The sequence below is a fragment of the uncultured Shewanella sp. genome (assembly GCF_947497935.1).
Taxonomy (GTDB): domain Bacteria; phylum Pseudomonadota; class Gammaproteobacteria; order Enterobacterales; family Shewanellaceae; genus Shewanella.
Window position 1 is genome coordinate 40230 of sequence record NZ_CANMIO010000002.1, and the last position, 13256, is coordinate 53485.

A 13256-nucleotide genomic window follows, 5' to 3' on the forward strand; every position below is an offset into this window, starting at 1 on the left:
TAAACAAGTAATTACTTGATTTTAGCTTCTTTGTAGATAACGTGCTGACGAACAACTGGATCAAATTTCTTGATTTCCATTTTTTCAGGCATGTTACGCTTGTTTTTTTCAGTCGTGTAGAAATGACCAGTGTTAGCGCTAGAAACTAGCTTGATCTTCTCACGGTTACCTTTAGCTTTAGCCATGGTTTATTACACCTTCTCGCCGCGGGCACGAAGTTCTGCAACAACAACTTCAATACCTTTCTTATCGATGATACGCATACCTTTAGTAGATACACGTAGCTGTACGAAACGCTTTTCGTCTTCTAACCAGAAACGGTGGTTCTGTAGGTTAGGTAAAAAACGACGACGCGTTGCATTCTTCGCGTGCGAACGGTTGTTACCAACCATTGGTCGCTTGCCAGTTACTTGGCATACTCTTGACATGTCAATCTCTCCAAAACAATATTTAACGCTCGAGCATTAATGCACCTCGAACACGGCCGTCGCCTGAGGCACACAACAGAGGGCGCATTTTATACAGGATCTAAAATCAAAGATCAAGGGATAGTTAATCTATCCATCCCCTTTCTGCAAAAGAAACTATCTCTCGATCGCCTACAACCATATGGTCCAACAAGGAAACATCGATAGTTTGTAAGGCTTGTTTCAATCGCTCAGTAATTCGTCTATCGGCAGTACTAGGCTCTGCAATTCCAGAGGGGTGGTTGTGACAAACAATCACAGCCGCAGCCTTTCTTTCAAGCACCAAACTCACCACATCACGTGGATAAACCGATGCCGAATTGATTGTCCCTCTAAATAATTCAACGAATTGAATCACTCTATGCTGACTATCTAACAATAAAATAGCGAACACTTCGTAGGCACGATCAGACAATTGTCTCATTAAATAGTCCCGAGTTAAATCAGGATCAGATAAAATTTTTCCTCTTTTTAGATTTTCTTGCGAAATTCGGGTGCCCAACTCCACTGCAGCCTGCATTTGAGCAAATTTTACCGGCCCAATCCCATCTAATCGACAAACCTGTTCCTGAGACGCATTAAGCAGGCTTCTAAGGCCTCCAAACTCATTAATCATTACACGAGCCAGCTCTACCGCACTTAAGCCTTTTAAACCCACTCTAAGCAGAACCGCTAATAATTCAGCATCTGATAATTGTTTTACCCCCTGGCTCAACAATTTTTCTCGCGGTGCCTCGCCTTCGGGCCAATCCTTTATCGCCATCACAACCTCCCTGTTGTTTACTATGTTTGAGTATGGTCTAGATTTTTGGAAGTTGTTCATCACCATTTAGAGGTTTGTGATATCTTAGGCCAACTTCTGCTGTGTGACATAAGGTTTGGTCCACAACGTGATTATCAAAAAGAGTTAACTATGGGTCTCAATAACAAAAAAGTATTACTGGGTATCGGTGGCGGCATTGCCGCATACAAGTCGGCCGACCTAGTACGCAAGTTAAAGGAACGCGGCGCCGATGTCCGTGTTGTTATGAGTCAAAGTGCACAGGAATTTATTACTCCGCTAACTTTGCAGGCACTTTCTGGTTATCCAGTGGCTACCGATCTGCTGGATCCAACAGCCGAAGCCTCTATGGGGCACATCGAACTCGCGCGTTGGGCAGACTTAGTCGTTATCGCTCCGGCCACGGCCAACCTTATCGCTCGGGTTAATGCCGGCATGGCCGATGAGTTGATTACCACGACCTGCTTAGCTACCGAAGCCCCTGTGGTAATTTGCCCCGCAATGAACCAACAGATGTATCGCAACGCCGCCACTCAAGCTAACTTGAAACAAGTCGCCGAGCGCGGTATCCACATCTGGGGACCAGATTCTGGCTCACAAGCCTGTGGCGAAGTCGGCCCAGGTAGAATGCTTGAGCCCGTGGCGATTGCAGACAAAGCGGTTGAATTCTTTGGCCCAAAACTGCTGCAAGGCATGTCACTGCTACTCACCGCAGGTCCGACTCGAGAAGCTATCGATCCGGTGCGTTATATCTCCAACCATAGCTCAGGTAAGATGGGCTTTGCCCTTGCAAAAGCTGCAGCACAGATGGGCGCAGAAGTCACCTTAGTCGCCGGCCCCGTCAACCTAGCTACGCCCGCAGGCGTCACCCGAGTCGATGTAGAGTCGGCGCAAGAGATGCTAGATGCGGTGATGCCACAAGTTGACAAGCACCAAATATTTATCGGCTGCGCCGCCGTTGCCGATTACCGCATCGCAGAAGTCGCCGACAGTAAAATCAAGAAATCGGCTGAGCAGATGCAACTTGCGCTAGTGCGAAATCCTGATATCTTAGCCAGCGTTGCCAGCCATGCCGCCCGACCATTCACCGTCGGATTTGCAGCTGAAACCAATGATGTAGAGCAATATGCCCGTGGAAAGTTAACATGTAAGAAGCTCGACATGATTGCCGCTAATGACGTATCAAATAGCGCCATTGGCTTTAACAGCGACTCTAACGCCCTAAGCGTATTTTGGAGTGATGGTAGCACCGAGTTACCCGCTGTCGATAAAGACACTTTAGCCAAGCAATTGCTTACTTTAATAGCGAACAAAATAAAAAACTGATGAAAACACCAATCGAATTAAAGATTTTAGACTCACGCATTGGCACCGAATTCCCACTACCCGCTTATGCCACTTCTGGCAGTGCAGGCATGGATCTTCGCGCCATCACAGATACCCAATTGGTTATCCAGCCGGGTGAGACTGTGCTTATCCCAACGGGAATAGCCATTCACGTTGCCGATCCGAGCCTAGCGGCAATTATTTTACCGCGCTCAGGATTAGGCCATAAGCACGGCATCGTTCTAGGTAACTTAGTTGGACTTATCGATTCGGATTATCAAGGTCCATTAATGGTTTCTTGTTGGAACCGTGGCAGTGAGCCTTTTACAATCGAAATTGGTGATAGACTCGCGCAGCTGGTATTTGTACCGGTTGTTCAGGCTGAATTTAAACTTGTAGATGAGTTTGACCAGTCGGATCGCGGCGCAGGTGGATTTGGCCACTCAGGAACCAAATAACTGATTGTTGAGCTTTTTGCGCAATCACTTTTAATGGATAGCATGGAGCAATGTTTCCTTGCCGTCTCGCTCAGTAGTAATCGAGTGAAGGACAGATAAATGGCTGCAAGCCCAAAAATAAACCGTCGTGAGCATATCCTCCAATGCTTAGCGACCATGCTAGAAACAAGCCCAGGACAAAGGATCACCACAGCAAAGCTAGCCGCTGAAGTCGGCGTTTCAGAAGCGGCGCTTTACCGCCACTTCCCAAGTAAGGCGCGCATGTTTGAAGGGCTGATTGAGTTTATCGAAGAGTCGCTATTGTCGCGGATCAACCTGATCATGGACGAAGAGAAAGACACCATGAAGCGTTGTCAGCAACTGCTGCAGTTACTACTGGTATTTGCCGAGCGCAACCCAGGTATTTCACGCGTACTTAATGGCGATGCTCTGCTAGGCGAAAACGAGCGTCTACGTAGTCGTATTAGCCAGCTGTTCTCGAAAATTGAGACTCACCTAAAGCAGATTTTACGTGAAAAAAGCCTGCGTGAAGGTAAAGCCTTTAATCTTGACGAAGCCGTGCTAGCCAATCTGCTGCTTGCAGTGGCCGAAGGCCGAATCGCTCAGTTTGTCCGTAGTGAGTTTAAACTCAAGCCGACCAAACATTTCAATGAGCAGTGGAACTTCATTCAGCAGCAACTACTTCAAAGCTAAATATTCTAATACAATAGCAGCATGACTCATATGCTGCTATTTCCTCCATTAACTATTGTTTCCGTCCTACTTTTAGTTTACTTTTCATACTGAAACTACTTAAAAATTCACATTTGTTTCCACAAGGAAGTTGTATGAAACTTGTCAAAATCATTGGCTTGGCATGCTTTGCCTGGCTGAGTTGTAACGCATCCGCAAAAACGGATGATGCAGCGAGTCTTTTCAGTCGTTCTGCAGAATTCTCTCAAGTAAAGATCTCTCCTGGCGGAGATTATCTCAGTGCTATCTCTAAGAAAGATGGCAAGAACATGCTCATCATCTTAAACGCTACAAACAAGAATCCGGTGCATGCCGTATTTTTTGATAGCAATGCCCAAGTTGGCCACTATGAGTGGGTAAACGATGAACGCGTGGTACTACAAAAAGAGTACCTTAAAGGCTGGAGCGATCACCCCCTCTATTATGGCGAATTAATCGCAGTCAATGCCGATGGTTCAAAAGCCACTTATTTATTTGGATATAAAGGGAGCGGGCAACAAGTTGGTTCAAACATTAAAAAAAATACACCTATTCGAGCCACAGCCTATATCTTAGACCCAATGCCTGAAGATGATCGTTATATGCTAGTACAAGCGCTCCCTTGGGGTAACGGAGGGAGTAATTGGGAAGAAAAAAGTCAGAAGGTTTATCGTGTCGATGTTTACAAGGGCAAACGGAAGAAAATCGCTAGCGCCCCTATTCCTTATGCTGATTTCCTAAACGACCATGATGGTAACGTGCGTTTTGTCAGTGGTACCCGAGATTTCGTTAACACACAACTCTACTACAGAGACGATGGTAATTGGGTGAATACCGATAAGCTGGACCTAGGCTTAGACGCAATAAAACCTATTGCATTTAGCGATAACAAAGACAGCCTCTATGTCACCGCAAGTGAAGCAGGTAAGCCTGCTGGCATATATCTAATTAATATTAAAACCGGTGATAAAAATCTCGTCAGCCAAGATGACGTGGTTGATCCAAGCAACGTATGGATCAACGCGACCACCAAGAAGCTCTATGCTGTTGAATATGAAAACGGTTACCCAACTTACGAGTTTGTAGACTCAAGCGATCCTTCTGCAAAATATCTCAAGCAATTACTGGCATCACTTCCTGGGTATCAGATCCACATAGTCAGCCAAACAACTAATGCCGATAAAATCCTTATTAAAGCCTTTAATGATCGTAACCCTGGCGACTACTACCTGTTTGACACTAAAGCCTTCAAGCTTGAATACCTCGTCTCGCAGAAGAAATGGCTCGACTCAACTAAAATGGCAGAAATTAAGCCGATTCATTTCACCAGTCGAGATGGAGTTGAAATCCACGGATACCTCACCTTGCCCCATGGTAAGGAAGCGAAAAATCTTCCTTTAGTGGTTAACCCACATGGTGGACCTCATGGGCCGCGAGATTGGTGGGGATTCGATCCGCAGAACCAGATGATTGCCAGCCAAGGGGCAGCAGTTCTCCAAATCAATTTCCGTGGTTCAGGTGGTTACGGCAACGGCTTTGAAAATGCGGGCCACCAAAAATGGGGCACAAATATTCAGTACGACATTATTGACGCCACTAAATATGTTATCGAGCAAGGCATGGTCGATAAAGACCGCATCTGCATTGTAGGCGGAAGTTTTGGTGGCTACTCAGCGATTCAGAGCTCTGCGATAGAGCCGGATCTGTTTAAATGCGCTATCGGTTTTGCTGGGGTTTATGATCTACAGCTGATGTTCGATGAAGGCGATGTGCAAGGACGCCGCGCAGGTAAACGCTACCTCCAAGAGGTTCTAGGTGAAGATGAAGCGGTACTCAAAGCTATGTCACCTACTCACAATGTCGACAAGTTAAAGGCTAATATCATGCTAGTACATGGCGGAGAAGATGAGCGTGCGCCAATCGAGCAATTTGAAGCCCTTGAAGATGCGTTGAAAGCACACAATTACCCCTTTAAAAAGCTAGTTATGGATGACGAAGGCCATGGCTTTTATGACGATGATCATCGAGCTAAGTACTACAGTGAAATGCTTAGCTTCTTAAAAACCAATCTTAAATTGTAATCCTCAAAATAGAAAAACCGACTAATTTAGTCGGTTTTTCTTATCTCCAATGCGGTTTTCGGTGTATATTTACAGCAAATAGCGCTATTCTCTCGTCCTCTCTAAATACAATGCAAACAGTTACCAGTCTAACTGTTCATTTTTATGAGATCACCAAGTCTCCCAATGAGACTCACGGCCCTAGTACAAAGGATACGAAACTCACCATTGATGATTTATGGTGAAGGAGGAACTTATGACATCAAGAGAAGCAATCCTCAGTGAATCTGCTCAAATCGTAAAGGCTGCATTAATGGAGCGCGGCTTAGAAACGCCTATGCTACCTAGCGACCTAACCGCTGAAGTGCGCAAAGACAAGATTGAACACCATATGCGTGAAGTCTTGACCTTAATGTCACTGGATTTAAGCGATGACAGCCTAGCGGATACCCCACGTCGTATCGCCAAGATGTACGTCGATGAAATATTCTCAGGCTTAGACTACGCCAACTTTCCCAAGATCACCGTCATCGAAAACAAGATGGGCTTCGATGAAATGGTCAAGGTTAATGACATCAGCTTAACCAGCACCTGTGAGCATCACTTAGTCACCATCGATGGTGTGGCTACCGTGGCTTACCTACCACGTGAGAACATCATTGGCCTGTCTAAGATAAACCGTATCGTGCGTTTCTTTTCGCAGCGTCCTCAGGTGCAAGAGCGTTTAACGCAACAGGTTCTAGTGGCGCTACAAGCGCTATTAGGCACTCAAGATGTGGCAGTGAAGATGGACGCGGTGCATTACTGCGTAAAATCACGTGGCGTGATGGACTCAACCAGCTCAACCACCACCACAGCACTTGGCGGCAAATTTAAGTCAAACCCAGCGACAAGAGCTGAATTCTTAAGTAACTAAAAGTTAAGCAACTAAGAGCTAAGTAATTAGGTAAAAGAAGGTTCTAGGTTCTAGGACGCTTCGCTTCGAGGACGGCCTTCGGCCTCACGAAAAGTCAAAGCAGATTCGAGAGCGAGCCTTCGGCTCTTCTAGAACGCGGCATGCCGCTGCGAGAGACTGAAAACAAAAAAGCAAAAGCCAAATAGCTTTTGCTTTTTTCTAGAATCGAACTTGTGAGCGCTCTCGAAGTGAGCTCGCGAACGCTCTAGCAATCTGAGCTTATCTTTTAAATCCCATACTGGTCGCGGTAAGCGCTTACCGTTGCAAGCTCTGCTTCCATACCTGACTTTTCAGACAAGTAGTTGATCAAGTCTTCAAGCTTGATGATAGACACGATGTCACAGCCAAAGTCACGCTCAACTTCTTGAATCGCAGAAAGCTCGCCCTTGCCCTTCTCTTGGCGATCTAGTGCAATCAACACACCAGCTAATGCTGCTTTATGCGCTTCAATGATTTCCATTGATTCACGAATCGCGGTACCGGCTGTGATCACGTCATCAACTAGCATTACGCGGCCTTGCAGCTCGCTACCTACTAAGCTGCCACCTTCACCGTGATCTTTCTTCTCTTTACGGTTAAAGCAGTAAGGCATATCGATATCGTGGTGATCGCACAGAGCAACAGCAGTCGTCGTCGCGATTGGAATACCCTTGTATGCAGGGCCAAATAGCAAGTCATACTCAATACCAGAGTCAACTAGCGCCGCAGCATAGAAACGACCTAGACGCGCTAAGTCACGACCCGTATTAAACAGGCCTGCGTTAAAGAAATAAGGGCTAGTGCGGCCTGACTTTAACGTAAATTCGCCAAATCGAAGTACCTGACGTTCTAGGGCAAATTCAATAAACTCACGTTGATAGGCTTTCACAATCTCTCCTTAAAAATGTAGGGGATAATACTTTGTGTATTATTTGGTTTTTCTTTACTTACAAAAAGGACCCCGTAGGGCCCTAATAACAAAAACGATGATTAGCTTAATGAAGCTTTCTGAGTATCAACGATTTCGCGAATACCGTGCTTAGCTAAATCAAGTAAGCTCAATAGCTCTTCATGGCTAAATGGCTCACCTTCTGCAGTACCTTGGATCTCGATGATCTTACCGGTCTCAGTCATTACCACGTTCATGTCAGTTTCAGCAGCGCTGTCTTCGATATATTCTAAATCGCAGATTGGCTCGCCTTTATAAATACCAACACTTACCGCAGCAATAAGGAACTTAAGTGGGTTAGTCTTCAAGATGCCTTTACCACGAGCCCAGTTAAGCGCGTCAACTAATGCAACACATGCACCAGTAATCGCAGCGGTACGCGTACCACCGTCAGCTTGGATCACGTCACAGTCGATAACAATGGTGTTTTCGCCTAGCAACTTCATATCTACTGCAGCGCGCAGTGAACGGCCGATTAGACGTTGGATTTCTTGCGTACGACCTGACTGCTTACCACGAGCGGCTTCACGCTGCATGCGGCTGTGAGTCGAACGTGGCAACATGCCATATTCAGCAGTTACCCAACCTTGGCCTTGGCCTTTAAGGAAACGCGGTACGCCTTCTTCAAAACTAGCGGTACACAGTACTTTGGTGTCACCAAATTCTACTAAAACCGAACCTTCGGCATGAGCAGTGAACTGGCGAGTAATAGTCACAGGGCGAGACTGTGCTGGAGTTCTGTTGCTTGGGCGCATGATGAATTCCTGTATTTAAGGGCATGGGGTAATTTGGCTGCATATTATAGGGACATGTGCGCCACTATGCTATCTGAATCCGTAAACTCAGCAGAAAACAGCCTGCTGATTTTGCGCATAAGCTCGCAATAACCGCAATCGACGCTATGAAAGCCCTAAAGCACTCTTTTACAAAGCGGCAGCATGAGCAAATTAAATGCACCTACAATTTGTTTGGGTATATAATCACAACTCACTTAGACGAATCACACTGGAAATCATCAATGATCCAAAGCATGACAGCCTACGCTCGCATTGAGCACAAAGCAGATTGGGGCACCGCCTCTTGGGAAATCCGTTCAGTTAACCAGCGCTACCTAGAAACTTACCTGCGCCTACCAGAACATTTCCGCAGCTTGGAGCCTGTTCTTAGAGATCGTCTACGTAAACGCCTAAACCGCGGTAAAGTCGAAGTTAACCTTCGCTATGACCTAAACGAAAAGAACGACAGCGAACTACAGCTAAACCAAGATCTAGCTAAGCAAATTATCAATGCCGCTAACTGGGTGAAGAACGAAGCAGGCCAAGGCGAGCTAAACGTGGTTGACGTACTACGCTGGCCAGGTGTGATGTCAGGCTCAGAGCAAGACATGGACGCACTAGGCAAAGAGTTGTTAGTGGCTTTTGATGCGGCAATCGATCAATTTATCGAAGCCCGTGGCCGTGAAGGCGATGCAATCAACACCATGCTACAAACCCGCCTTGACCAAATCGTTGAGCAAGTAGCTGTAGTGCGTGAGCACATGCCACAAGTCATGCAGTGGCAGCGTGACAAGCTCACTAACCGTTTAGCCGAAATCACCGGTGAGCTAGACCCTGCTCGTATGGAGCAAGAGATGGTGTTGCTAGCACAGAAGATGGACGTTGCCGAAGAGATGGACCGTCTTGACGCCCACGTAGCTGAAACACGCCGCATTCTTAAGAAAGGTGGCGCACAAGGCCGCCGTCTAGACTTTATGATGCAAGAGTTCAACCGAGAGTCAAACACCCTAGCGTCGAAATCAATCAGTGCAGAAGTAACCGCTGCTGCGGTAGAGCTTAAAGTGCTTATCGAGCAAATGCGTGAACAGATCCAGAACGTAGAATAAGCTTTCTTCGTTTGAACAAATTGCTTTGACAAAAAGAGCCCAGCTAAATGTTGGGCTTTTTGTTGGCTGCAAATCAGTAATTCAAGTTCAGGTAATAAGATTAAACATCACTACTTATTTCTATTAATCAATTCAGTTATTCTTAGCTAACTTCAAATAATAAAAGCACTTTTAATGAACCAAACCGGCATATATGAGCAACTGATAACTCAGTTAGTCGAGCAGAAATTAGATCGAAAAGCTTTCTATGTTGGCGAACGTTCATTAGAAAATGGTGAAGCCGCCTCTTGGCTCTCTCGCTTTTTGACTCGAATTATCGAAATAGCGATAGACTCTGTACCTAGTAGCGATAACCGTGTTTTTGAGCAAATCAGTTTAGCCAATAAAGTCATCGAATGGCTTAGCGCTAACATTCGCGATAGTGAACTCATCACCGAAAATCTCATTGATAGCCAAGGCAAGATCCTGACAGCATTGCTCGACAAGCAAAACCCAATATCCTCAGATTTCCCAAAGTATATTGAAGGCATCATGCCACTAACAGGACTCACTCAGAGCGAGTTATTTTGTGGAAGCAATGCAGGCGTATCTCTTGAAACTGAGATTAAGCGTGAGATCCAGTCATCCGATAAGATCTATTGGTTAGTCTCATTTATCAAATGGGCTGGGATCAGGATCTTTAAAAAAGAATTGGAAGAATTTACTCGCTGCGGTAAACAGCTAAAGATTATCACCACCTCCTATATGGGAGCGACAGATGCTAAAGCCGTTGAATTCTTGGCGTCTTTGCCAAATACGGAAGTGAAGCTGAGCTACAACACCAACAGAGAACGCCTACACGCAAAGTCTTATCTATTTATGCGTAATTCGAGCTTTCATACTGGTTATATCGGTTCATCCAACCTGTCGCATTCAGCTTTAACTAGTGGCTTAGAATGGAACTTAAAGATCACCTCACAAGAGATCCCACATATTATTGAAAAATCTCTCAGTACATTTGAAACCTATTGGGAGTCACCCGATTTTGAATATTTTGATGGTAAGACTCAAAGCAAAGAGCGCTTAGTTAACGCATTACAGAAGGCCAGAGGTACCTACGATACATCCGCACAAAGCTTTTATTTTGATATAAAACCACACTCACATCAGCGAGCAATCTTAGATAAACTAAAAGTAGAACGTGAGCTTCACGGAAGGTATCGAAACCTTGTTGTCGCAGCAACAGGCACTGGAAAAACCATCATTTCAGCATTTGATTTCGCTGAATTTTATGCAGAGAATCCTGAAGCTAAGTTTTTATTTTTGGCTCATAGAGAGGAAATCTTAAAACAGGCAAGAAGTGCATATCGCGGCGTTTTAAAAAGTAACCAGTTTGGCGAACTACTTGTAGGGCAAAATAAACCACAAAAGTTTAATCAGTTGTTCGCATCAATCCAAAGCTTAAACAATCAACTAGCGACCATTCAATTAACCGAAGATTACTTCGATTACATTGTTATCGATGAAGTCCATCACATAGCAGCAAACAGTTATCGCGCGATTCTGCAACACTTTACACCTCGAGTCTTACTCGGTTTAACAGCCACACCAGAGCGCCATGATGGCGCTGATATTCTTAAAGACTTTTGTAATGTCATTGCCGCTGAAATCAGATTACCAGAAGCTATTAATCAACGGCATTTATCACCGTTCCAATACTTCGCAGTTGATGATGACACCGATCTCACAAAGATTTCATGGGCAAAAGGCCGTTATGATATCGCCGAGCTGACTAAGCTCTACACTTACAATGACCAAAGGGTCTTGCGAATACTGCGAAGCTTAGAAGAGATCGTTACAGATATATCGCAAATGCGCGCATTGGCGTTTTGCGTAAGTAAAGATCACGCTAACTTCATGGCGCAAAAGTTCACTTTAAGCAATATCCCTTGCGGCGTACTCACCAGTGACAATTCAAAAGAACGAGATATTCAGCTGCAACGTTTAAAATCGAAAGAAATTAACGTGCTATTTGTGGTTGATATATTCAACGAAGGTGTCGATATTCCAGAGCTGGACACATTACTGTTTTTAAGACCAACAGAAAGTCTGACTATCTTTCTTCAACAATTAGGTCGCGGCTTACGACTGACTAAAGATAAAGAGTGCTGCACCGTCATTGATTTCGTTGGTAACTCTCGTCCTGAGTATGATTTTTCCCATAAGTTTAGAGCGCTTATCGGCAAAACCAACCAATCTATTTCCAAAGAGATCAAACAAGGGTTCCCACATTTACCTTTAGGCTGCCGAATAGAACTGCAAGAAAAAACGCAGCAAATGATCTTAAGGAACATATCGCTAGCAACCTTAAACAAAAACAGACTGCTTAACTTAATTTCAAACTACCCTAACGTGACTGATTTACCTCTTACGCTAGCAAACTTTCTGCATATCTACCCTGATTTGTCATTAGAGGATATCTATAAAGTAAAAGTAGGTAAGTTTGGTGGTTGGCGAGCACTTATAGAAACAAGCTGCGGTGAAGATATACAGCAGAACCAGCTAGCCATTTATGCCGCTTACTATCGTGCTATCAACAATCGCTTATTAAGCTGCACTTCTATCTCTTATTTGCGATTCATCAAAGCATTATGTGAAAACAACTTCTCAGTGCCAACTCAAGCTAGTGTTGAGCCAAAAGATGAGCAACACAATCAGCTTTTTTCAACCATGTGTCACTATGATTTTTGGGACAAAACGGGCAAACAAGCCGGATTTGATACCGTTGAGCAGAGCTTGTTTGCACTAAAACATAACAAACTACAAGACGAGCTTAGTGACGTTATTTCACTGCTTATTGAACGCTTAGCGACACAAGAATTTAAAATGTCTGCAGTTAGCAATGCAGTAGTGGATAACTCGCCATTGAAGATGCATGTACGTTATCCCAAGGAACATATATTAGTCGCGTTTGGCGATAGTACATTTGATAAGAAATCATCCAGTAGAGAAGGGATACTTAATATTGCTGGTGCCAATACTGAACTGCTGTTTGTTACCTTAGATAAATGCGAAAAACAGTTTTCAGCAACGACCATGTACCATGACTACGCGATTAGCCCTACGCTATTTCATTGGCAAACCCAAAACAGTGCCAAGCCAACCTCTGGTAGAGGATTAGGCTATATAACGCAGCAAGAAAACAACAAGACATTCATCCTATTTGTTAGAGAGCAAGCTAAAGATGAATATGGAAAAACCATGGGATTTGTGAATTTTGGCCCTGTAGACTTTGTTAAGCATGAAGGCTCTCAACCAATGAATATTACATGGAAGCTAAAACAAGCTATGCCTGCATATATGTGGCATGACACTGCTAAGCTAGCTGTTGGCTGATAGGTCGTTTTACTAAGCACACCACCTGCCTATTCCCAATGATAAAATGAGTGGCCCTTGTTCAAAGTAAAAGTGCGCCACTCACTCATCTAAGCAAACGCAATTATCTCCCCGTCCGAGCCCCTCTATTCCCCTACTCTATTCCCCTACTCTAGTCCCACTCAAATCCCAATTCGGTCTCAATCCTGCCCTACTAACTAGCCTGTTTTCTTAAACACTGTTTTCTAATTTAAAGTCATTGCCAAACGCGATGCGTTCAACAAATAATCACCTTTTGAAATATCCTTACAAAATAAGTGGTTACAACATCAAG

12 protein-coding genes are annotated in these 13256 nt (G+C 44.6%); 7 read left to right on the forward strand and 5 right to left on the reverse strand.

The window, feature by feature from the left end:
• Positions 1-11: 11 nt before the first annotated feature.
• The 3 genes from rpmG to radC all read right to left on the reverse strand — a co-directional run bounded on the left by rpmG (position 12) and on the right by radC (position 1230).
• Positions 12-185: a 50S ribosomal protein L33 gene (rpmG, locus tag Q1A86_RS02350; protein WP_299802451.1), complete on the reverse strand. Its 174-nt coding sequence runs from the start codon at positions 183-185 to the stop codon at positions 12-14.
• A gap of 6 nt (positions 186-191) precedes the next feature.
• A complete protein-coding gene (gene rpmB / locus Q1A86_RS02355) occupies positions 192-428 on the reverse strand; it encodes a 50S ribosomal protein L28 (RefSeq protein WP_028769274.1) in 237 nt (78 codons plus the stop codon).
• A 124-nt stretch (positions 429-552) separates the two neighbouring features.
• Positions 553-1230, reverse strand: coding sequence for a DNA repair protein RadC (radC, locus tag Q1A86_RS02360; RefSeq protein ID WP_299802481.1), 678 nt, complete (start codon positions 1228-1230; stop codon positions 553-555).
• A 150-nt stretch (positions 1231-1380) separates the two neighbouring features.
• Between radC and coaBC the strand changes: the two genes are divergently transcribed.
• The 5 genes from coaBC to folE all read left to right on the forward strand — a co-directional run bounded on the left by coaBC (position 1381) and on the right by folE (position 6719).
• Positions 1381-2574, forward strand: coding sequence for a bifunctional phosphopantothenoylcysteine decarboxylase/phosphopantothenate--cysteine ligase CoaBC (coaBC, locus tag Q1A86_RS02365; RefSeq protein WP_299802494.1), 1194 nt, complete (start codon positions 1381-1383; stop codon positions 2572-2574).
• Positions 2574-3032, forward strand: a complete 459-nt coding sequence (gene dut / locus Q1A86_RS02370) for a dUTP diphosphatase (protein ID WP_299802502.1) — start codon at positions 2574-2576, stop codon at positions 3030-3032. Before coaBC ends, dut begins: the two co-directional genes overlap by 1 nt.
• A 99-nt stretch (positions 3033-3131) precedes the next feature.
• A complete protein-coding gene (slmA, locus tag Q1A86_RS02375; protein ID WP_202722731.1) occupies positions 3132-3725 on the forward strand; it encodes a nucleoid occlusion factor SlmA in 594 nt (197 codons plus the stop codon).
• A 134-nt stretch (positions 3726-3859) separates the two neighbouring features.
• A complete protein-coding gene (locus Q1A86_RS02380; RefSeq protein ID WP_299802509.1) occupies positions 3860-5824 on the forward strand; it encodes a S9 family peptidase in 1965 nt (654 codons plus the stop codon).
• Positions 5825-6059: 235 nt separating this feature from the next.
• Positions 6060-6719 carry a GTP cyclohydrolase I FolE gene (gene folE / locus Q1A86_RS02385; RefSeq protein ID WP_299802514.1) on the forward strand — a complete coding sequence of 220 codons (660 nt, stop codon included), beginning with the start codon at positions 6060-6062 and terminating at the stop codon, positions 6717-6719.
• 265 nt (positions 6720-6984) lie between these two features.
• On the opposite strand, the gene pyrE is transcribed toward folE, so the two are convergent.
• Positions 6985-7626, reverse strand: coding sequence for an orotate phosphoribosyltransferase (gene pyrE / locus Q1A86_RS02390; protein ID WP_220760937.1), 642 nt, complete (start codon positions 7624-7626; stop codon positions 6985-6987).
• Positions 7627-7727: 101 nt separating this feature from the next.
• Complete coding sequence (rph, locus tag Q1A86_RS02395) at positions 7728-8441, reverse strand: ribonuclease PH (protein ID WP_299802526.1); 714 nt, start codon at positions 8439-8441, stop codon at positions 7728-7730.
• 263 nt (positions 8442-8704) lie between these two features.
• Here rph and Q1A86_RS02400 point away from each other — a divergent pair, with 263 nt between their 5' ends.
• Both Q1A86_RS02400 and Q1A86_RS02405 read left to right on the forward strand, forming a co-directional pair.
• The gene (locus Q1A86_RS02400; RefSeq protein WP_299802539.1) at positions 8705-9568 is read left to right on the forward strand and encodes a YicC/YloC family endoribonuclease; all 864 of its coding nucleotides are present in this window, start codon (positions 8705-8707) and stop codon (positions 9566-9568) included.
• A gap of 174 nt (positions 9569-9742) precedes the next feature.
• A complete protein-coding gene (locus tag Q1A86_RS02405; protein ID WP_299802543.1) occupies positions 9743-12943 on the forward strand; it encodes a DUF3427 domain-containing protein in 3201 nt (1066 codons plus the stop codon).
• Positions 12944-13256: the final 313 nt, after the last annotated feature.